The organism is Streptomyces sp. NPDC059092, assembly GCF_042756365.1.
In the GTDB taxonomy this organism is placed as follows: domain Bacteria; phylum Actinomycetota; class Actinomycetes; order Streptomycetales; family Streptomycetaceae; genus Streptomyces.
The window spans coordinates 1-20,606 of record NZ_JBHZEJ010000056.1; the positions used below are offsets into that span (position 1 = coordinate 1).

The 20,606-nt window shown below is 72.3% G+C and carries 17 protein-coding genes; 8 read left to right on the plus strand and 9 right to left on the minus strand.

Features of this window, described 5'->3' with window-relative positions:
- Window positions 1–52 precede the first annotated feature (52 nt).
- Window positions 53–409 carry a hypothetical protein gene (locus ACFXPL_RS26890; RefSeq protein WP_384924346.1) on the minus strand — a complete coding sequence of 119 codons (357 nt, stop codon included), beginning with the start codon at window positions 407–409 and terminating at the stop codon, window positions 53–55.
- Window positions 410–552: 143 nt separating this feature from the next.
- On the opposite strand from ACFXPL_RS26890, the gene ACFXPL_RS26895 reads away from it, so the two are divergent.
- Entirely contained in the window at window positions 553–912 is a 360-nt protein-coding gene (locus tag ACFXPL_RS26895; RefSeq protein ID WP_384924348.1) for an arsenate reductase family protein, read from the plus strand.
- A gap of 132 nt (window positions 913–1,044) precedes the next feature.
- On the opposite strand, the gene ACFXPL_RS26900 is transcribed toward ACFXPL_RS26895, so the two are convergent.
- Entirely contained in the window at window positions 1,045–1,956 is a 912-nt protein-coding gene (locus ACFXPL_RS26900) for a Gfo/Idh/MocA family protein (protein ID WP_384924350.1), read from the minus strand.
- Between the two features lie 354 nt (window positions 1,957–2,310).
- On the opposite strand from ACFXPL_RS26900, the gene glnII reads away from it, so the two are divergent.
- Together glnII and ACFXPL_RS26910 are read left to right on the plus strand one after the other, a co-directional pair.
- Window positions 2,311–3,330 (plus strand): glutamine synthetase, encoded by a 1,020-nt coding sequence (gene glnII, locus ACFXPL_RS26905; protein WP_384924352.1) that lies wholly within the window; start codon window positions 2,311–2,313, stop codon window positions 3,328–3,330.
- A gap of 394 nt (window positions 3,331–3,724) precedes the next feature.
- Window positions 3,725–4,327: a winged helix-turn-helix domain-containing protein gene (locus ACFXPL_RS26910; RefSeq protein ID WP_384924354.1), complete on the plus strand. Its 603-nt coding sequence runs from the start codon at window positions 3,725–3,727 to the stop codon at window positions 4,325–4,327.
- A 105-nt stretch (window positions 4,328–4,432) separates the two neighbouring features.
- Here ACFXPL_RS26910 and ACFXPL_RS26915 read toward each other — a convergent pair whose 3' ends face one another.
- Together ACFXPL_RS26915 and ACFXPL_RS26920 are read right to left on the minus strand one after the other, a co-directional pair.
- Window positions 4,433–5,944: a PepSY-associated TM helix domain-containing protein gene (locus ACFXPL_RS26915; RefSeq protein ID WP_384924356.1), complete on the minus strand. Its 1,512-nt coding sequence runs from the start codon at window positions 5,942–5,944 to the stop codon at window positions 4,433–4,435.
- A gap of 74 nt (window positions 5,945–6,018) precedes the next feature.
- A complete protein-coding gene (locus tag ACFXPL_RS26920) occupies window positions 6,019–6,843 on the minus strand; it encodes a hypothetical protein (RefSeq protein ID WP_384924358.1) in 825 nt (274 codons plus the stop codon).
- 280 nt (window positions 6,844–7,123) lie between these two features.
- Here ACFXPL_RS26920 and ACFXPL_RS26925 point away from each other — a divergent pair, with 280 nt between their 5' ends.
- The 3 genes from ACFXPL_RS26925 to ACFXPL_RS26935 all read left to right on the plus strand — a co-directional run bounded on the left by ACFXPL_RS26925 (window position 7,124) and on the right by ACFXPL_RS26935 (window position 10,835).
- Window positions 7,124–8,437, plus strand: coding sequence for a sensor histidine kinase (locus ACFXPL_RS26925; RefSeq protein ID WP_384924360.1), 1,314 nt, complete (start codon window positions 7,124–7,126; stop codon window positions 8,435–8,437).
- Entirely contained in the window at window positions 8,422–9,081 is a 660-nt protein-coding gene (locus ACFXPL_RS26930) for a LuxR C-terminal-related transcriptional regulator (protein ID WP_384924362.1), read from the plus strand. Before ACFXPL_RS26925 ends, ACFXPL_RS26930 begins: the two co-directional genes overlap by 16 nt.
- A 149-nt stretch (window positions 9,082–9,230) precedes the next feature.
- A complete protein-coding gene (locus ACFXPL_RS26935; protein WP_384924364.1) occupies window positions 9,231–10,835 on the plus strand; it encodes a DUF1996 domain-containing protein in 1,605 nt (534 codons plus the stop codon).
- 145 nt (window positions 10,836–10,980) lie between these two features.
- Here ACFXPL_RS26935 and ACFXPL_RS26940 read toward each other — a convergent pair whose 3' ends face one another.
- Window positions 10,981–11,439, minus strand: a complete 459-nt coding sequence (locus tag ACFXPL_RS26940) for a hypothetical protein (protein ID WP_384924366.1) — start codon at window positions 11,437–11,439, stop codon at window positions 10,981–10,983.
- Window positions 11,440–11,542: 103 nt separating this feature from the next.
- On the opposite strand from ACFXPL_RS26940, the gene ACFXPL_RS26945 reads away from it, so the two are divergent.
- A complete protein-coding gene (locus ACFXPL_RS26945; protein ID WP_384924368.1) occupies window positions 11,543–13,645 on the plus strand; it encodes a hypothetical protein in 2,103 nt (700 codons plus the stop codon).
- 14 nt (window positions 13,646–13,659) lie between these two features.
- Here ACFXPL_RS26945 and ACFXPL_RS26950 read toward each other — a convergent pair whose 3' ends face one another.
- Window positions 13,660–14,001: a hypothetical protein gene (locus ACFXPL_RS26950; RefSeq protein WP_384924370.1), complete on the minus strand. Its 342-nt coding sequence runs from the start codon at window positions 13,999–14,001 to the stop codon at window positions 13,660–13,662.
- Window positions 14,002–14,053: 52 nt separating this feature from the next.
- Between ACFXPL_RS26950 and ACFXPL_RS26955 the strand changes: the two genes are divergently transcribed.
- Window positions 14,054–14,782 (plus strand): TetR/AcrR family transcriptional regulator, encoded by a 729-nt coding sequence (locus tag ACFXPL_RS26955; RefSeq protein ID WP_384924372.1) that lies wholly within the window; start codon window positions 14,054–14,056, stop codon window positions 14,780–14,782.
- On the opposite strand, the gene ACFXPL_RS26960 is transcribed toward ACFXPL_RS26955, so the two are convergent.
- From ACFXPL_RS26960 to pulA, 3 genes are all read right to left on the minus strand, one after another.
- Window positions 14,773–15,495: a DUF4230 domain-containing protein gene (locus ACFXPL_RS26960; protein WP_384924374.1), complete on the minus strand. Its 723-nt coding sequence runs from the start codon at window positions 15,493–15,495 to the stop codon at window positions 14,773–14,775. The two genes, ACFXPL_RS26955 and ACFXPL_RS26960, sit on opposite strands and share 10 nt — an antisense overlap.
- 90 nt (window positions 15,496–15,585) lie before the next feature.
- Entirely contained in the window at window positions 15,586–17,643 is a 2,058-nt protein-coding gene (locus ACFXPL_RS26965; RefSeq protein WP_384924376.1) for an ATP-binding protein, read from the minus strand.
- Between the two features lie 143 nt (window positions 17,644–17,786).
- The gene (pulA, locus tag ACFXPL_RS26970; RefSeq protein ID WP_384924425.1) at window positions 17,787–20,462 is read right to left on the minus strand and encodes a pullulanase-type alpha-1,6-glucosidase; all 2,676 of its coding nucleotides are present in this window, start codon (window positions 20,460–20,462) and stop codon (window positions 17,787–17,789) included.
- Window positions 20,463–20,606: the final 144 nt, after the last annotated feature.

Genomic DNA, 20,606 nt, shown 5'->3' on the forward strand with positions numbered 1-20,606 from the left:
GACGGAGGGAGCGGCGCGGGCGCGGGCCGGGGCCGATCGGCCGGCCGATCCGTCAGCCGATCAGCTCGCGCACCATGCGGCAGGTGGTGTTGGACGGCGGGTGGATCCCGATCCGGGCCGCCGTGCTCCGTATCCGGCGGTTGGGCGCGCTCCCCGGCTGATACACGCCCGAGTCGAGCAGGGCGATGGCGAGGCGCATGGCCTTGAGCCGGCGGTTGTGGCTCTCGTACCACTCCCGGGGCCGGCCTGCGGGCAGCGGCTTGCGCTTGACGACGGACGGAGCGGAAGGAGCGGACTTGGTGGACGCGGTGGACGCTGCGGACCGGGCGGAAGCAGCGGACCTGACGGACGGGGCGGGTGGAGTCGGGGCGGTTTCGAAGGACTTCTCCGTGATGGTGGCAACAGCCATCGTCAGCCTCCCGGCGTGGTGGTGGGACCCTCACGAACTCCCTCCATTTTACCGCCCACCACTGACAATCGCCCCTGGCCAGACCCGGTTTGACGGGCGGGGAACGGATGGGGGAGAGGGCGCCCGGGGGTAGGCTCGGGACCATGGAGATCTGGATCAATCCCGCCTGTTCCAAGTGCCGCGGCGCGCTCACCCTGCTCGACGAGGAGGGTGCCTCGTACACCGTCCGCCGGTACCTGGAGGACGTGCCGTCCGAGGACGAGATCCGGGCGGTGCTCGGCCGCCTCGGGCTCGAACCGTGGGACATCACGCGGACCCAGGAAGCCGAGGCGAAGGAGCTGGGCGTCAACGAGTGGGCGCGGGACGCCGGTTCGCGGGAGCGCTGGATCGCCGCGCTCGCCGCGCACCCGAAGCTGATCCAGCGGCCGATCATCACGGCGGACGACGGTACGGCCGTGGTGGCGCGCACCGACGAGGCGGTACGGGACGCCCTGGCCCGGTGAGCGGGCCGCCGCAGCCGCCGCTCCGGAGGGCGAACCATGCCGTGGCCCCGGGGCGCGCCCTTGACCATGTCCCCACCTGACGTCCCCGCCTGACGTCCCCGCCTACGCCCGCGCCCTCGTTTACGTCTCCGCCTACGCTCCCGCCTCCGCTTCCACCTGTGCTTCCGCCTCGGCAAGGATCTCCGTCAGCCGGAGGCCGAACCGTACGTCGCACGCGTGCGGCGCGCCCGTGCGGGCCGACTCCAGCAGGGCGTCGATCGCCGTCCCGAAGGAGTCCACCGGGTTGCCCCAGTCGCCCGGGAGCACCGCGATGCCGTGCTCACCCCTCAGTTCCACCCCCGTACCCGCGCCCGCCCTCGGTGCGCTCAGGCTGAGCGTCACCGTGCTGGCAGCCCCGGACACGTGGCGCAGGACGAGATGGGTGAGGTCCGGCTCCGACCGTACGGCCGTCACCGATGCCACGTCGCCCAGCGTCGGGAGCAGCGCGGACAGCGCGTGCGGGCCGACGTCCCACAGTCCCCCCTTCTCGCGGCGCCACGGGGACTCGGCGTACGGGCTCGTCCCCCCCGGCGCGTAGAGCGCGCCGAGCCACTGCGCGTGGGCCGTGAACCAGCCGCCCTTCGCGGCCTGTTCGTCCACCCAGCCGGCGGTACCGCGCGCGAACCGCAGCGTGCAGAAGACCACGGACGCCACCCTGGCGGCGGCCACCGCGTCCGCGACCTCGCGGGCGTCCCGTACCGTCGTCGCGACCGGCTTGTCCAGCAGGAGGTGGCATCCGGCCGCCGCCGCGCGGGCCGCCAGCGGCGCCTGTACGTCCGGCGGCAGGGCGAAGGCGACGGCGTCGCTCGCGGCGAAGAGCGCGTCGAGGCCGACCTCGCCGGAGTGGGCGGTGGTGGAGTGGGCCGCGGCGAGCGCGGCGGCGGCCTCGGGGCGCCGCCCCCAGACGCCGCTGAATTCGATTTCGGCGTGGGCGGCCAGCGCGGGGGCGTGCGTGTGCTCCGCCCACGGGCCCGTGCCGAGGAGTCCGATACGTAGCTTGTCCATGCGGGCCAGTGTGACCCGTGAGCCCGGCCGGAGGGAAGAAAACCGGTGGCGGGGCGGGGAGCCCTCGGTGTTACGTCGCGTCAGCCGGCCGGTGGCGCACGACCGGCATCCGGGGCGTACGGCCGAGACGCTCCGGACCACGGACGTCGAGCCGCTGCGGCCGGTCGGGACCGCCGGGTTCTGTTCGCTGCGCAGGGCACACGCGGTCGGCCGTAAGGCAGCGTGGCAGGCGCGGAGCAAAACGCCACAGAACAAGCCTGAGTAACACGCGGTTCACAGAAGGGCAACGGCAGGGAAACCGCACATTGCGAGGCTTCGGGTCAAACCTGCTGCACCCGCAAAGGATGAGGCCCCGTGACGTTCAAGGCTGAGTACATCTGGATCGACGGTACCGAGCCGACCGCGAAGCTGCGCTCGAAGACGAAGATCCTCAGCGACGGCGCCGAGCTGCCCATCTGGGGCTTCGACGGGTCGAGCACCAACCAGGCCGAGGGCCACGCCTCCGACCGCGTACTCAAGCCGGTCTTCTCCTGTCCCGACCCGATCCGCGGCGGGGACGACGTCCTCGTCCTGTGCGAGGTCCTCAACATCGACATGACGCCGCACGAGTCCAACACGCGTGCGGCGCTGGCGGAGGTCGCGGAGAAGTTCGCCGCCCAGGAGTCGATCTTCGGCATCGAGCAGGAGTACACCTTCTTCAAGGGCGCCCGCCCGCTCGGCTTCCCCGAGGGCGGCTTCCCTGCCGCGCAGGGCGGCTACTACTGCGGCGTCGGCTCGGACGAGATCTTCGGCCGTGACGTCGTCGAGGCGCACCTGGACAACTGCCTCACGGCGGGTCTCGGCCTCTCCGGGATCAACGCCGAGGTCATGCCGGGTCAGTGGGAGTTCCAGGTCGGCCCGCTGACGCCGCTGGAGGTCTCGGACCAGCTCTGGGTGGCGCGCTGGCTGCTCTACCGCACCGCCGAGGACTTCGGCGTCTCCGCGACGCTCGACCCGAAGCCGGTGAAGGGCGACTGGAACGGCGCGGGCGCGCACACGAACTTCTCGACCAAGGCGATGCGCGAGGGGTACGAGGCGATCATCACCGCGTGCGAGTCCCTGGGCGAGGGCTCGAAGCCGCTGGACCACGTGAAGAACTACGGCGCGGGCATCGACGACCGCCTGACCGGTCTGCACGAGACCGCCCCGTGGAACGAGTACAGCTACGGCGTCTCGGACCGCGGCGCCTCGGTCCGTATCCCGTGGCAGGTCGAGAAGGACGGCAAGGGCTACATCGAGGACCGCCGCCCCAACGCCAACGTCGACCCGTACGTGGTCACGCGGCTGATCGTGGACACGTGCTGCACCGCGCTGGAGAAGGCCGGTCAGGTCTAGGTCCGGGTCCGGGTCGAGGGCAGGTCTTTCCGGGGTCTCCCCCGGGGGTCTCCCCTGAGGTCTCCCGGATTTCGCGGAGGGGGCGGGTGCCGTACGGGCGCCCGCCCCCTCCGTCGTCAGGATTGAGGTGAGGAGGCTGCTGCGCTCCTGCGACATCTGCTTCAATGGGGTCATGGCCAGCTTCCAGTACACCGCGAGGGGTCTCTTCGACCTGGAGCCGTTCTGGCCGTCCCGGCAGCATCACGACTTCGACCGGGTGTGTTGCCGCGTGAGGAACGCGCCGGCCCTCTAAAGCCATTCTTCTGGCCTTCGGCCGCCGCGCAGACGTACGTCCCGTCCGTCCTCGTCGACTCGACGATCCGACGAGTCCTCCGCGCGAAAGAGCTGACCCCTCATGGCGAACTCCCTTTCCTCCCTTCCCGGTTCCTCCTTCTCCTCGCCCGGCCGTCACCGGCTCCGGGCCGTCGACAACGACGAGACGCCCGGCGTCTCCGTGGGCGTCCCCGCTGGTCAGGTGGCGGACTTCCTGCCGCCGGGCGCGACCTGGCTGCCCGCGCCCCAGCACACCCTGCCCTCGCTGCCGGGACAGCCGCCGATGATCGGCTACCTCGTGCTCGTCCCGGCCGACCAGCATCCGGCCGGGGCCTTCACGCCCGCCCTGTCCCCCGCTCTCGCCGCCGCTCCGGGTACGGCCCCGGCGCAGACCCCGGCGGGCGGCGGGCCCGTGCTGGTCGACGGCGTGCGGCGGACCGCCGTCGTGGACGGCCGGCCGCTCGATCTCACGTATCTCGAATTCGAACTCCTCGCCCATCTCGTGGCGCACCCCCACCGGGTGCACAGCCGCGACCAGTTGGTGACCACGGTCTGGGGGTACGGACACGTGGGCGACGGGCGGACCGTCGACGTCCATGTGGCGCGGCTGCGCCGCAAGCTGGGCGCGGACCACCGCCGTACGATCCAGACCGTACGGCGCGTCGGCTACAAGTACATTCCCTGATCCGCGGAGCACGGGAGCCCCGCCGGTCCGGTCGGCGAACCGGAACGGCGGGGCTCCTCGACGTACGGGTGCGGGTACGGAGACCCCCTACGGGTCAGGTACGGATCAGGTACGGGCCGCCCGTGCGCGGGTCCGCAGGCCCAGCGCGGCGTCCAGCGCGAGGAACACCAGCAGGCTGATGCCGAGCAGCGGCAGGAACCAGCCGATCAGCGCCGCGGCCACCCCGAGCGGCAGCAGCAGGCGCAGCGGCACCTTCCGCCAGGCGCCGCGCGCCATGGGCCGGCCCGCGCTCAGCCGCCGCTCCTTGGTGGGGCGGCGCAGCCACCACATGCGGTAGCCCCAGACGATGAGCAGGATCAGGGCGAGGGCCAGGGCCGCCAGCAGGAGCTGGTTGGCGAGGCCGAGGAAGAGACCCATGTGCGCGTCGATCCCGACGCGGGTGAGCTGGGCGAGCACCGGGTGGTCGGCGAACCGCAGTTCGTCCATGATCATGCCGCCGGCGGGGTCGACGGAGACCGAGTCGAGCCGGACCGGGAACTGGTTGTCCGTCTGCGCGACGACATAGCCCGTGCCCTCGGTCGGCAGGGTCACCGCGATCGGCCCGTCGAGACCGGCCTGGCGGGCGGCGACCACGGCGAGGTCGACGCCGATGTCGGTACCGCCCTTGCCGTGCACGCCCTCCATTCCCTCCATGCCTTCCATACCGGGCATGGACTCGTGGCCTTCGTGTCCGCCGCCCGTACCCGCCCCCGTGCCGGCGTCCGCGCCGCTGTCGAGCGCCGCGGAGACGACGGGGGTGGCCGAGCCGAGCTGGTCCTTGATCGCGGTGATGTTCTCGCCCGCGTACGCCGACCATGTCAGCCCCGTGGCGGAGAGCAGCACCAGTCCGGTCACGGCCACCATCCCGAGCGAGCCGTGCAGCGACAGTGTCCTGCGCCGGCCGGTGGCGCCGCGCTCGGGCACCACCAGCGCGCGTTTCGAAGCGCGCTTGCGGCCGACCCAGAGCAGCAGCCCGCCGAGGGCCACCACCCACAGCCAGCTCGCGGCGAGTTCGCTGTAGACGCGGCCCGGCTCGCCGAGCTGGAGGTGGCGGTGCACCTCGGAGAGCCAGGTACGCACCGGCAGTGCGCCCGAACTGCCGTAACTGGTGAGGGCGCCACGTACCTCCGCCGTGTACGGGTCGACGAAGACAGCGAGGGACTTGAACTCCTCACTGTCGGGCGTGGACATGAGGACCCGGGTGGTCGCGCCCTCCTCCGACGGGAGGCGTACGGAGGTGACGGTGCCCTCCGGGTGGGCGGCACGGGCGGCGTCGAGCTGGTCGGAGAGCGGGACCGTACGGTCGCCGACCGGGGCCCGCAGCTCATGGCGGTAGATGACCTTCTCCGCCTGGTAGGAGAGGGAGTAGAGGAGGCCGGTGGTGGCGGCGACCAGCAGGAGCGGGGCTATCAGCAGGCCCGCGTAGAAGTGGAGCCGCAGCACGAGGGGGCGCAGGGCACCCCACGGGGAGGTCGGGGCTGGGGCGGGCGTGGTCGGGGCTGGGTCGGGGGTGGTCGGGGTGGCGTCCGGGGTTCTGTCGGACGTGTCCGTCCCCTGTGCGGGGTCGTCAATGGCCATGACTGTCCTAGGCGTTGGATTCGGCATGGGGAAGGCCGGATGGGCCTGAAGGAACCCCGGCCGTCCCCTCCGCGTCAGACAGCGGTGGCGGCGGCTCCCGGGGCCGTGGCGCGAGGTGCACGGCGCGCGGGCGGCCCCCGGCGGGAGACCGTGTGCGCGAGGACGACGCCCCGGAGTCGGCGGGCCCGGGACGACGTGCCGGGTCGGGGCCGGATCAGCCGGGGCGCGGCGGGCGGCGTCACGGCGGTGAGCAGCAGCCGGAGCGGGGTGAAGGCGAGGGCCCCGACGGCGTGCGCGAGGCGGAAGAGCGCGGCCTCGCCCTGGGCGAGCCAGAGGGCGCAGACGACCGCCGCGAGGAGGTGGGCGGCGAGCATGGCGGGGGATCCGCCGAACAGCTCTTCCAGCGCGAGCCTCAGCCCCAGCGCCGGCCCGGCCTCCGGTTCCGCCGCCGTCTCCATGCCTATGCCCGCGCCCGCGCCCATGCCGAATCCCATGCCGCCACTCATGTCGACGCCGGAACCGGAACCGGCGCCCGTGCCCGTACCGGTGTGCGGTGCGTGCCGGGACGCGGTGGGTCCGTACGGCAGCGCCCCGGCGAAGACCAGGTGCAGCAGGACCTGGACGGTGAGCAGCCCGGTGCCGATCGACAGGGCGCCCCGGCGCCGCCCGCCCGCGAGCCAGGCGGCGCCCGCGGTCACCGCGAACGCCGCCAGCAGGACCGTCAACGAGAGCTCGTGGCCCTCCGCCGCGCCGGACGCGCCCCGCGTACCGGAACCTGGCCCGGAGCCGGAACCTGACCCGGCCGAGGCGAGCGCGTGCCCCACCGCCGTCAGCGTCACGCACACGGCCGCGAAGGCGGCGGCGCGCAGGGCGCGGAGTGGCGATCCGGTCTCTGTCATGGTCCGCACATGGTGTCACCCCGAAGCGGAAGACGGCAGAGCCCAAAAGCCGCGACTCCCCGGAGGTGGTGCTGGGTACACCCCGGGCCGGGTGCGGACCGGCTACCCCCTCCTTCTCCCTCCGGTCAGACTGGTGGTCGTACACGTAGTCGTACACGTAGTCGTACGCGTAGTCGTATACGCAGTCGTACCGGGGAGACCGGAACATCCGAGCCGTCGGGAGCCATCGAGGCCGTCGATGCCTTCGGGTCCTTCCGGCCGGGAAAGGGGCGAACGAGCCATGAACAGCGTCACAGCCGGCGGTCCGGGCGACGGGGCCGGGCCGGCAAGCAGGTCACGGCCTCGTGAGGCGGCGCTGGCGGCCGGGCGTGGACTGGTGCTGGCCGTCGTGGGCCTGCCGGTGTCGATCGTCTTCTTCGTGGTGACCGTGGTCTCGATCGTCTTCATCGTCCTGGGGGTCGGCGTCTTCACCACCCCCGCCGTGCTGACCGGGCTCCGCGCCTACGCCAATCAGCGCCGGCTGCTCGCGGCCACCTGGTCCGACGTACGGATCCCGGTCCCGTACCGCCCCTTCCCACCGGACCTGCGGACCGGGATCACGGGGCAGGTGGAGCGCTGCACGCTGATGCTCAAGGACCCGGCGACCTGGCGCGACATCCAGTGGCTGCTCGTCGACATGACGGCCGGCTTCTTCACCTCGCTGCTGACGGCCGTCCTGCTGATCTACCCGGTGGAGGGGTTCGTCCTTGGCGCGGGGCTGTGGCGGGTCTTCGTCGACAACGGGTACTGGTACACATTCGTCCGCGTCAGCAGCCAGTCGACCGGTCTCGCCGCCGCGGCGGTCGGCCTGGTGCTGTTCGGCGTCGGTCTGCGCTACTGCCCCGATCTGCTGCGCCTGCACTTCCGGCTGACCGCCGCGCTGCTGGCCCCCGCCCCCGGCCAGGCGCTGGCCGAGCGGATCGAGCGGCTCACGGAGACCCGGCACGACGCCGTGGACAACTCGGCCGCCGAGCTGCGCCGTATCGAACGTGATCTGCACGACGGGGCGCAGGCCCGGCTGGTCGCCGTGGGCATGGACCTGGGCACCGTGGAGGCGCTCATCGAGAAGGATCCCGCCAAGGCGAAGGAGCTGATCAGCAAGGCGCGGCAGTCCTCGGCGGACGCCCTCACCGAGCTGCGTGACCTCGTGCGCGGGATCCATCCGCCGGTGCTGGCCGAACGCGGACTCGGCGACGCCGTGAAGGAGTTGGCGCTGCGGCTGCCGCTGCCGCTGGAGCCCGAGGTCGATGTGGAGCTGCCGGGCCGCGCCGACGCGCCGGTCGAGTCGGCCGCGTACTTCGCGGTGAGCGAGGCGCTGACCAATGTCGTCAAGCACGCGGACGCCGACCGGGTGTGGGTGGACATCTCGTATGCCGAGGGCATGCTGCGGGTCGCGGTCACCGACAACGGCCGCGGCGGCGCGGAGATCGGCCGGGGGTCGGGGCTGAGCGGTCTGGAACGGCGGCTCGGTACATTCGACGGTGTCCTGGCCGTCAGCAGCCCCGCGGGCGGTCCCACCATGGTGACCATGGAGCTTCCTTGCGCGTTGTCCTAGCCGAAGATCTCTTCCTGCTCCGCGACGGCCTCGTCCGGATGCTGGAGGCGTTCGGGTTCGAGATCGTGGCCGCGGTGGAGAGCGGCCCCGAACTCACCACCGCGCTCGCCGAGTTGGAGCCGGACGTCGCTGTCGTCGACGTCCGGCTCCCGCCGTCCCACACGGACGAGGGCCTCCAGTGCGCGCTCGCCGCGCGGCGGGCGCGCCCCGGGCTGCCCGTCCTCGTACTCTCGCAGCACGTCGAGCAGTTGTACGCGCGGGAGCTGCTGGCGGACGGTAACGGCGGGGTCGGATACCTGCTGAAGGACCGGGTCTTCGACGCGGAGCAGTTCATCGACGCGGTACGCCGGGTCGCCGCGGGCGGTACGGCGATGGATCCGCAGGTGATCTCGCGGCTGCTCTCCCGGCACTCCCGGGACGAGCCGATCGGCGGGCTGACGCCGCGCGAGCGCGAGGTCATGGAGCTGGTGGCACAGGGGCGTTCGAACGCCGCGATCGCGGGCCAACTCTTCGTCACCGAGAGGGCGGTGGCCAAACACACGTCGAACATCTTCGCGAAGCTCGATCTGCCGGTGTCGGACGACGACAACCGGCGGGTGCTCGCGGTCCTCGCCTATCTGGAAGGCGGCCGAAGGTCCGGATGAGGGGCATCCGCCCGGTTTGTCGATGGAGGTTTCTATGAATTCCACGGGCCGCTGAACACCTCGCGTTTGAGGCCCGTATGGAACGGAGCGCTTCGCTTCTCCCCCTGCCGCGATTTTCCTGTAATCGGCAACGAAGCTTGAGGAGTTCCATGTCACGCACATCGAGAAAACGCTCCACAGTGGCGAACCGGGCGATCGTCGCCGGGGCTGCCCTGCTCCTGGGCGGGGGTGGTCTGGCAGCGGTCAATGTCTACGCATCGGCGGGCGAGGGCAAGTCCTCGCAGGCGAACCAGAACGTGGCTCAGTCATGGTCGACCATCAGTTGCCCGGACCCGTCGACCAAGCTGACGCAGGTCCCTGAGGCGGCCCGGGCCGAGGTCGACCGCGAACTGGCCAAGATGGACACCCAGATCACCGAGGCCTACGCGCGGTTCGCCAGCGAGAAGAGAGCGATAGAGCAGGACTCGGGATACGCCAACAACGCCATTCTGAGCCCGCTGAAGGCGAAGCGGTTCGCGGCGCTCGACCGGATCTCGATCGCGATGGGCCGGGTGGGCACCAAGCCGCAGGGGCTGGAGGCACTCTCCAACTGCACGCTGCGCGCCGACAACAACGCCAACGCGGGCAACGGCGGCGGGCGGGGCGGCGGCCAGAACGGCGGCGGCCAGGGCAACGGACAGAACGGCCAGAACGGCGGCCAGAACGGCGGCCAGGGCAACGGTCAGAACGGCGGCCAGGACCAGGGTCAGAACGGCGGCCAGAACGGCGCCGGCGGCCAGGACCAGGGCCAGAACGGCGGTCAGAATGGCGGTCAGGACCAAGGTCAGGACGGCGGCCAGAATGGCGGTGCGGGCGGCGGCCAGGCTGGTAACGGCCCCGAAGCCTCCGACTTCGTCGACATCACGACCGTCCAGCCCAACGCCCAGAAGGCCCGTAACGGCCGCGGCGGATCGAAGGGCACCTTCTCCACCGAGTGCGGCCGCAACGAGGCCGGTCTGTTCAACTCGGACAATGTCATCGTCGCCCCGGGTGTGACCAACGGCGCCCACCACTTCCACGACTACATCGGCAACCAGGCCAACGACGCCTTCGCGACCGACGAGAGCCTGGCCGCGGCCGAGACCACCTGTTCGAACCAGGGTGACAAGTCCTCGTACTTCTGGCCGGTGCTCCGGCTCCAGAACGGCCAGGAAGAGGCCGACGCCAACTCCGACGGCGGTGGCAAGGAAGGCAACGTCGGCATCATCCAGACGCCGTCGCAGGTCACCAACACCTTCGTGGGCAGCTCCAAGGCGAAGGTCACGGCGATGCCCCGCCTCATGCGGATCATCACCGGTGACGCCAAGGCGTTCGTGAACGGTACGGCCAACGCCAACGCCTCCTGGAGCTGCACCGGCTTCGAGGACCGCCAGCTCAAGGACAAGTACCCGATCTGCCCCGAAGGCAGCCAGGTCGTGCGTACGTTCAAGTTCCAGAGCTGCTGGGACGGTGTGAACGCGGACAGCGCCAACCACCGCACCCACGTGGCGTTCGCCGACGGCAACGGCAACTGCGGCAACGGCTTCAAGGCCATCCCGCAGCTCCAGCAGCGGATCGTCTACGACGTCCCGCCGGGCCCGGGCTTCGCGGTGGACTCCTTCCCGGAGCAGCTCCACAAGCCCGTCACCGACCACGGCGACTTCATCAACGTCTTCGACGAGAACCTGATGAACACCATGGTCAACTGCATCAACACCGGCAAGAAGTGCAAGTGAGCACGCGCTCACCTCACTCACGTCACTCACCTCGCTCGCGTGCCGCGCGTACGCGCGTGAGCCGCCGGTAGTCCGGTGGTACGGGGAGGGTCCGCCCTCCCCGTACCACCACCGGTCCCCCCACCCCCAGACCCGCGCTGCGCGGTCAGCTCATGTCGTGACCCGAGTGGCCCTCGTTCCCCCCATCGTCACCACTGCCCCCAGAGTGGTGCGACGAGCCGGTCTCCACGGTCCCGCCGAGCCGGCCGCGCAGCGCTTCCGTCACCTTCGCGTCGCCGACCGCGACCCACTTCCTGCCGACGAGGTACGAACCGCCGTACGGCTTCGCCTCGTTGATCCACTCGCGCAGTCCGCGATCGGTCGCGAAGGTGACCAGCACGTACTTCCCGTCGTCCGTCGCGCAGTTGGCCTGCTGCAGTTCCTCGTTGGGGTGCTGTACGTCCGGGTCGCACTCCGCCTTCGAGGCGATCTCCTCCAGGCTCCCGGTGACCGTCTTCGGCTCCTCGGGAGCCTTTTCGTCGTTCGAGCCGCAACCCGCCGTCAGCGCCACGGAGAGGGCGAGGGCGGGGGCGGCGAATAGTACGGAAATTCGGTCCTTACGCATACGTCCATCGTCCCCTGTGACCGGAGGGTCGTGTGGGGGAACCGTGAACTCCGCGGCCGGGGCGGGCGGGTGACCATCGGACCCATCGATCGTTCTGCTCCACGTGCCCCCAGACAAAGCCGCACCCGCCTCCGCGCCGGCGCCCGCAGCCGCGCCCCCCGTCGCCCCGCTCACCCCCGTCGGGCTGGAACAGGCCGAAGCGGCGCTCGTGGAGCACTACCCCCGACTCGTGCGCATCGCCTACCTCGTGCTGCCGCCCTCCCTCGGCCGCAACCGGCGCGTGCTGACCGCGCACGCGCTGGTGCAGCGGTCGCTGCCACGTGGCCGTACGGCGCCGGGCGTCGCCCGGATCCCGGGGCAGCGCCGCGGGGCCGGCGTGAACGGCACGGCGGCCCGGCAGGCCGGCTACGCGTACCTACGGGTCCAGGTGCTGCGCCAAGCGCTGGAGGCCGGGCGCCCGTTGCGCCGCTTCGCGTGGCCCTGCCGCGCCCAGCTGCCGCCGCTCCTCCCCCGCGTATGGGGGCTGCGGCTCTTCCCGCGTTCCGGCGGCGCCGACGAACTCGCCCTGGACCGGCGGCTGTCCACCTTGTCGGGCCCGGCGCGGGCGGCGTTCGTGCTGCGCGGGCTCGAAGCTCTCGCGGACCAGGAGGTACGGGACCTCCTCGGCGCGGCCGGGGCGGACGACACGGACACCGCGCTCGCGGCGGCCACAGCGGCGGCGTCCCCCGGCCCGGCCCTCCGGGCGCCGGCTCCCCAGGGCCCGGCGGCCCACGGCCGGGCGACCCCCGCGCCGGCGTCCGATGCCCCGGCCCTCCCCGCGCCGGCGTCCGCCGCGCCGGAGAAGGCCACCGACACGGACGCCCTCCTCCGCTCCACCGAGTTCGACCCCTGCTCGCTCCAGGCCAGGCCCACCGACCTGATGCGCCGCCGCCAGTACCGCGGGGCCGCGCTCGCCGCCACCACCGGCGCGCTCGTCTGCGGAGCCCTGTTCTGGCTGCCCGGCGGCTGGGGCCCGAACGGCCCGGCGGCCCCCGCGTACGCCGGGAACCCGGCGGCGGAGTCGGCCCTCGACCCGGCCGAGGTACGGCGGATCGCACCGGCCGCGTGGCGGACCGCACCCCGTACCGACTTCTCGGTCTGGCCCGCGCGCGGCCCCCTGATCCGCGACACCGGCCTGCTGCGACGGGCGTTGACGGTCTGGGCCCGGCCGGGCGACGCCGTCCATCTCTCGGCCACCCCGGCGACACCGACGGGGCCACCGATGGGTTCGCCCCAGCTCCTCTACGCCGGTGAGGTCGACGGGGTGCGCGTGGTGCTCCTCCACGACGGCCTGCGGGTGGTGCGCTACGCGGAGACCGTCACCGGCGGACTCGCGGCGCTGGACTTCGCCCGCACGGACGGCGCGGACCAGGCGGCCTCGGAGGCCCTGGTCATCGGCCGCACGGACGACAACGTCCGCTACCTGACCGCGCCTTGGGTGACCGGCACGTCCGTACGCGACCTGCTCACCCCGGCCGCCCCGGCGCGCCCGCTGCACCGGGACGCGGACGGCGTCACGGACCCGCTGCCGAGCCCGGCGACGCCTCCCGGGGCCTGCCGCTCCTGGGACACCCTGGAGGTGCACGCCGCCCCCGGCCCGACTCGGCTCCTCACCGACCTGGGCGAACTGACCCCGGCGCGCCTGACCTCAGGCCCGCCGGACTCCCCCGGGGACATCGCGACGCCCGCGGAGCGAACGGCCTGGGCCCGCACGGCCTGCCTGCTCCCCGCGGTCCGGGCGCACGGCGTACGCTCCGTGAACTCCTGGGAGTACGCCCGTCAGCCCCTCCCCGAGTCCAACGGCACAGCCGCCTGGCTCTGCACCCGCGCCGAGACCTGGCGAGGCCCGGGGAGCCGCGTACTGGCCCACTTCCAGGCCCCGTCCCCCGACCCCGCCACCCCGTCCGCACTCGCGGCGCGAGCGGCGGACTCCCCGGCCTGCGGCACCCGCGACCCGAGCGCCCTGGCAGGCGTCCTGTGGAAGTCCCGAGCGGGCCACTGGTACCTCCTGGCAGCGGGCACCCCGAACCTCCGCGCCCTCACCGCCACGGGCGGAGCAACAGGCACGTCCGGGACCAACACCCTCGCGCTCCGGGCCCGCCAGGACACCCTCGCGGAACTCCACGCCCGGTCGACGGACGGCACGGAGGTGACCGCACTCCGCTGATGAGCGGGGCGGGGCTACGGCAGCAGGAGCCAGTCCGCCGCCAGGGCCGCGAGGAGGCCGGTGGCCAGGAGCCAGGTGGAGAGGCGGGTGCGGCCGTGGCGGCTGAGTTCGATCACCACACCGCAGAGGATCATCGCCAGGCCGTAGACGCCCACGACGAGGACCGACGTGCGTTCCGCCAGGCGGATCGCGAGCAGGGTCGCCAGGGTGAGCAGCAGGGCCGAGGCCACGGTGATGCGGAGCAAGCGGGCCTGACGGGGCGTCAGTTCCGTGCGGAGTGCGTCGTCCGAGGTGGTGGGATCGTCCGGGGTGGGGCCCGGGAGTGGGGCGGGGGCGGCCTCGTCGGATGTGCTCATATGCCGGGAGCGTAACCGACATCTCACGGAAGCAGCCGGTTAGGCTGTGCGCATGACGACCGGGGTGCGCCGAAGAATGGGCGTCGAGGAGCGGAAGCGGCAGCTCATCGGGGTCGCGCTGGAGCTGTTCAGCCACCGCTCCCCCGAGGATGTGTCGATCGACGACATCGCGGCGGCGGCCGGCATATCCCGGCCGCTGGTCTACCACTACTTTCCCGGTAAGCAGAGCCTGTACGAGGCCGCGTTGCGGCGGGCGGCCGACGAGCTGGCCGCGCGGTTCCTGGAGCCGCACGAAGGACCGCTCGGGGCGCGGCTGCACCGGGTCATGGAACGCTTCTTCGACTTCGTCGACGAGCACGGCACCGGGTTCTCCGCGCTCATGCGGGGCGGCCCGGCCGCCGGTTCGGGGACGGCCACGGTCGCGCTGATCGACGGGGTGCGGCAGGCCGCGTACGAGCAGATCCTGGCCCATCTCGGGGTCCAGGAGCCGCCCGCACGGCTGGAGTTGGTCGTACGGTCGTGGGTGTCGCTCGCGGAGTCGAAGGCGCTGCTCTGGCTGGACGGGCGGCGGATCCCGCGCCAGGAGCTGGAGTGGCAGCTCGTCCACGACTTCGCCGCGCTGTCCGCCGTGAGCGCCGCGTACGACGAGGAGATGGCCGGGATCCTGCTGAAGATCCTCGCGGACGAGCCGGCCGACGGTGCCTTCGCCGATCTCGTCGGCCGGCTCGTACGGCTGGGCGCCGGCGCGGTCACGCTGCCGGAGCAGAGCCGTCAGGTGTAGGTGACCTTCACCTCGGTGAAGCCCAGCGAGTGCAGCAGGCCCTGGAGCATGGCCGTGGTGTTCTTCTCCGCGCGGCCGGTGAGTTCGCTGTCCTTGGCGGCGTCGCCGATGTGCCGGGCGGCCAGCCGGTTCACGGCGCGTTCGTCGGCGGGGTTGTCGGAGAAGAGGTCGCCGAGCCGGTCGAGGAGCCCGCGCTGCTTGGACACGGCGTACGAGCGGTCCGCGTCCATGGCGGGGCTGCCGAGCCGGGCGTGCGGCAGGGTGATCGTGGCGGCGGTGCGATCCTCGTCGACCTGGACGTTTCCGTCGCTGATGGAGCCGAAGTCCACGTACGAGCTGACCGTGCCCGCCCCCACGAAGAGGGTCCTGGAGCCACGGATCGCGTCCGGGAGGTACTTGGTGTCCTTCTCCAGGTCCACGACGACCTGGAAGTTGCCGGACGCGGCCTCGTAGCGGTCGAGGTCCTGGATCGACTGGAGCAGGGTCGGTCCCGTGCGGTCGTGGGTCTCCTCGCCGAAGAGACCACCGAATCCGGGGAGCAGATCGAGCCGGCTGCCGAGGAAGAGCAGCGCGGCCACGACGACGAGTGCGAGGGGCACTTTGGCCCAGCGGGAGAGCCGCGCGGGGCGCGCCCCGTCCTGGTCCTTCCGGTCACCCCGGTCACCCCGGTTCTCTGCCGGGTTCTCTTCCCGTTTCGCGTCGGTGGACGTCATACCTGTCGGATGTCCAGCCCGGCCGCGTTCACACGGTCACAAGGAAAGCTTTGCCTTCGGTGGTTCGCTCGGGCCGGCCGCCAACTCGGTTCATTCCTCCGGAAGATGGCCTCTGAGCGCGCGGGTGAGACCGCCTTGGCCGTCGTCGACCAGGCCCCGGTGGAAGGCGTTCTCGTACGCCGGGTTCCCGGCCGCCGCGCGCGCCTGCCGCTCGCACTCGTCGCGGACCTGCGCCAACTCCGGTGTGCCGCGCTGCGGATGGCCGACCATGCGCCAGAACGCCTGTCCTGTGCCGTAGGCGTGCGCGGCCCGCTCGCCGTCGCCCTGGGCGGCGATCGCGGCGGCGAGGAGGTCGAGGCCGAGGGCGATGCCGAAGCTGTCGCCCAGTTCCTCCTTGCCGGCGACCATCGAGCGTGCGTGGGCCTCGGCCTCGTACGGCATGCCCTGGAGGAGGAAGACCAGGGCGAGTTGGTAGTCCGCGTACGACCTGGTCCAGCACTCGCCGCGGTCCGAGCAGACGCGGCGCAGCTCCGTGGCCTCGTCGCGCGATTCGTCGAACCGGCCGAGTGCGGTGAGCGCGAAGACGCGGACCAGGCGGCAGCGGAGCTGTGACGGCGAGTCGAAGAAGTCGCCGGGGTGGGTGCGCAGGGCGCGGTCGGCGACGGTGTACGAGGCCTGGGCGCGGCCCATCATCAGGCAGGTGAGGCTGAGGAGGTAGGCCGCGGAGAGCATGGATTCGGGGTCCTGGTCGTGCCAGGCGGCGGTGGTGCAGCGCTCCCCGAGCCGGTGCGCGCCCTCGTGGTCGCCCTGGAGCATGACGGTGACGCCGAGGGCCCACAGGGCGCGGGTGCGGTCGGGCCCGGGGGCGGGGGCGGCGTCGAGGGCACGTTCCAGGTAGATCCTGGCCTCGTGGAGGTGGCCGCAGCAGGTCCAGAAGAAGGCGACGCGGCCGGTCATCTCCACGGCGGTGGCGGGGTCGTCGGCGAGCAGGTGGTTGAGCGCGGCGCACAGGTCGGCGTGGGTGTCGGTGATGCGGCGGTACCAGGCGATCTGCTCGCCGCCGGGCCAGCCGGCGTGGGCGGCGCGGGCGATGCCTGCGAAGTGGGCCGCGTGGCGGTCGGCGAGCAGTTTCTCCTCGCCGAGTTCGGCGAGCCACATCGTGCCGTACTCGCGGATGGTGTCGAGCATCCGGTAGCGGGCGCGGCCGTCGGGACCGGCGGGTTCCCGGCGCAGGACGGACTGGCGGGCGAGCCCGTCGAGGGCCTGTGTGACGCCGTCGGCGGTGAGCGGCCCTCCGGCGCAGACGGCGCGCGCGTCGTCCCCGTCGATCTCGCCGCGGAAGACGGAGAGCCGGGCCCAGAGCAGCCGTTCCAGGGGCGCGCAGAGTTCGTGGCTCCAGCCGATGGCGGTGCGCAGGGCGCGGTGGCGCTGGGGCCAGCCGGTCGGGTGGGTGAGGGTGTCGAGGCGGGATTCGAGCAGGAGGGCGATCTGGTCGACGGAGTTCTTGTCGAGGCGGGCGCAGGCGAGTTCGACGGCGAGCGGGATGCCTTCGAGGCGGTGGCAGATCTGTGCGGCGGAGGCGACGGTGCCGGGGTCGTCGAAGGAGAGCAGGGGCGCGGAGCGTGCGGCGCGGTCGCGGAAGAGTCGCAGGACCTCGTCGTCGCCGTGGTCGCCGTCGAGGGGCAGCGGGGGTACGTCGAGCAGGTGCTCGGCGGGGATGCCGAGGGGCTGCCTGCTGGTGGTGAGGACGGTGAGGCCGGGGACGGCGCCGAGGAGGACGTCGACGAGACGGCCGCAGGCGTCGGCCATCCGCTCGCAGGAGTCGAGGACGAGCAGGAGACAGCGGTGGGCGAGCCATTCACAGAGGGCGTCGATGGGCATGCGCAGGGAGTGGTCGGAGAGTCCGACGGCGTCGGAGACGGTGATGAGCAGCATCCGTTCGCCGTGGAGGGGCGAGAGGTCGGCCCACCAGACGCCGTCGGGGTACCGTTCGGCTTCGCACGCGCGTTCGGCGGCACGCAGGGCGAGTCTGCTCTTGCCCACGCCGCCGCTGCCGGTCAGCGTGGTCAGCCGGTGCTCTTCGAGTGCGCTTTCCACCCGGGTCAGTTCGGTCCTGCGCCCTACGAAGCTGGTCGTCTCTTCGGGCATGTTCCCCACCACGGGGACAGTCTGGACCAGTTCGGGCCCAGGACCGACACCCGTGGTGGGAAACGGTCAGAAACAACCGTCAGATGCTATTTTCCGGTCAATTACCGTTGACTATTAGTCGATTGGCTAGACTCCCGCGCGGCTCAGGAGATCGCGTCGAAGACCGCGACCGTGCGCGCCGGCACGGTGAAGGTGCCGGACGTCCGCTCGTACGCGGCGGACCTGACCGTACGGTCCGCTCCCCCGGCCTGGACGCGGTGCAGCGCGTACGGGCGTCCCGCCAGCTCCGTCACCCGCTGGCTCCGCGCCGACGGCGTGGCGTTGAAGACCACGACCAGATCGCCGAGGCGCATCGTGATGACGCCGGGGGTCTCGTCGGGGCCGGAGAGCGGGAAGGACAGCGCGGACTGGACGGCGGCCGTGGAGGCGAGGCCGAAGGCCGGCTCCGTGGTGCGGATACGGAGCAGGTCACGGTAGGCGGCGGAGGTGCCGTTGATCTCCGCACAGCCGGGTGTCAGGGTGGGATTGGTCAACAGGGGCCTGGCGTAGGGCCACTTGTCCGCGTTGTCGGCGGCGGGCGGCAGCCCACGGCCGAAGCCGTTGCCGTCCCGGCAGTCCCACTGGATCGCGTTGAACCAGTCACCGCTGTCGTAGGAGTTGCGGTCCAGGGACTTGGAGCGCAGCAGGTCCGTTCCCGCCTGGGAGAGCGCGGGCCCCTGCGAGAGCGCGGCGGTGGCCAGCGCCAGCACCTGCATGCGGGAGCGGTCGGCGGCGGACGTCGACGGAGGCAGCTTGAACGCGAGCGCGTCGTAGAGGGATTCGTTGTCGTGGGCGTCCGCGTAGGCCAGGGCGTCGCCGGGGACGGCCGCGTACCCGGCCGGGGAGCCGTTGTAGTCGACCTCGGCGCCCCGGACCTCGGCCCCGGCCGTGTCCGTGAACCGGTACCCCGCGAGGCTGCCGGACAGCCCCACCTTGACCAGGTCCTGGTAGTGCAGCAGCCGGTTCCGCTGCTCCTCACGACTCCCGTTGGCGGGAGAGGGGTTGGGGTCGGTGTAGAGACCGGAGGCGAAGCCCTGGACGCCCGGGTCGGCGTCGAAGGGGCTGCCGCCGCGCACCGCGTCGCGGGCCCGGTCGGAGAAGGTGGCGATGCCGGTGCCCGCCATGTTGTGCTGGGTCGCCTGGACGAAGCGGACGTCGTCGGCGATCTCGCCGAAGTTCCAGCCCTCGCCGTACAGGACGATCGCGCGGCCGTCGACGCCGTCCTTCGCGAGGGTCAGCGCGTCGAGCGCCTTCCGCACGGCGAGGATGTTCGCCTTGGGGTGGTGTCCCATCAGGTCGAAGCGGAAGCCGTCGACCTTGTACTGCCTGGCCCAGGTGACCACCGAGTCGACGACGAGCTTGCCCATCATGGCGTTCTCGGGCGCGGTGTTGGCGCAGCAGGTGGAGGTGGCGACGGTGCCGTCCGCGAGGAGCCGCTGGTAGTAGCCGGGCACGATCCGGTCGAGGACGGACTTCTCGTCCTGGCCGCTCGCCACGGTGTGGTTGTAGACGACGTCCATGACCGTGCGCAGCCCGCCGGCGTTCAGCGACTGCACCATCCGCCGGAACTCGACGGTACGCGGGGTCCCTTCGGGGTCGGAGGCGTACGAGCCCTCGGGGACCGTGTAGTGCAGCGGGTCGTACCCCCAGTTGTAGGCGTCCCTGGCCGCGCCGCGCGCGACGCACGCCTGCTGCTGGTCCGAGTCGGGCGCGTACACCTGCATGTCACAGGCGGGTCGGTCCTGTTCGGACTTCCGTTCCGGGATGGTGCCGATGTCGAAGGCCGGGAGGAGATGGACGTACGAGGTGCCCGAGGCGGCCAGCGCGCGCAGGTGGCGCATGCCGGCGGACCCGGTGTCGGTGAAGGCCAGGTATCCGCCGGGGTGGCGTGCGGTGCGGTCGGCGACGGAGAAGTCGCGGATGTGCAGTTCCTGGATCTGCGCGTCGCGCAGCGGTACGGCCTTCGGCTTGCGCAGGGTGGACCAGCCGGCGGGCGCGAGCCGGGGGTCGGCGAGGTCCACGACGAGGCTGCGCGCCGAGTCGGTGGTGAGCGCGGTCGAGTAGGGGTCGGTGACCTTGTTGGTGACGGTTCTGCCGACGCTGGGCGCCCAGACGGTCACGGCGTACCGGTACGAAGCGCCCGCCCAGGACGCGGGGCCGCGCACCGACCAGACGCCGGAGGCGTCGTCGCGCCGCATCGGAACCGTACGCGCGTCGGCGCCGTCGCCCAGTTCGAGGGAGACGGTGCGGGCGGTCGGCGCCCAGACGGAGAGGGTGGGGCGGCCCGCCGCGAAGACGGGGCCGAGCGACGCCTTGACCGCGCGGGCGCCGTAGAGGTCGTCCAGGACGCCCTGGATCTGGACGCCGGTGGTGGCGGAGGCGGTCCCGTCGGCGGCGCGCTGGGTGGCGGTGACCGGCCCGCGCAGCGCCGTACGGGCGCGGGCGCGGTCCCGTACGTCCACGGTGAAGGCCGGATACTCCTTGAGGTGCGGGAACTTGGCGGCCTGCGCGCCGGTGAGGCGGCCGGGCGCGAGCCGCAGCCGCCCGTCGCCGCCGTCTCCGTAGGCCAGTTCCTGACGGGCCCCGGGGATGGTGGCCACCTTCCAGACGACGGTGCCCGCGTCGATCCACTGGGCCTCGGCGGCGGTGGGGGCCTGCGCGGAGGCGGAAGCCGCCATGGACTCGGACGCGGGGAGGGGGACGGGCGCGGCGGTGGCCGGTGCGGGCGCGAGCACCGCGCACAGGGCTGCGGCAACGACGGTGGTCACCGCGGCGCGCAGGGACGGGCGTATCACGCGAGGGCTCCTCGGGATGACGGGATGACGGGGTGGCAAAGGGGGGAGTGTGCGGGCGTACGCGGGTACGCGAGAAGGACGCCGGACGGGCGCTGCGCGCGGCCCGTCCGGCGCTCGGTGACGCCGGCC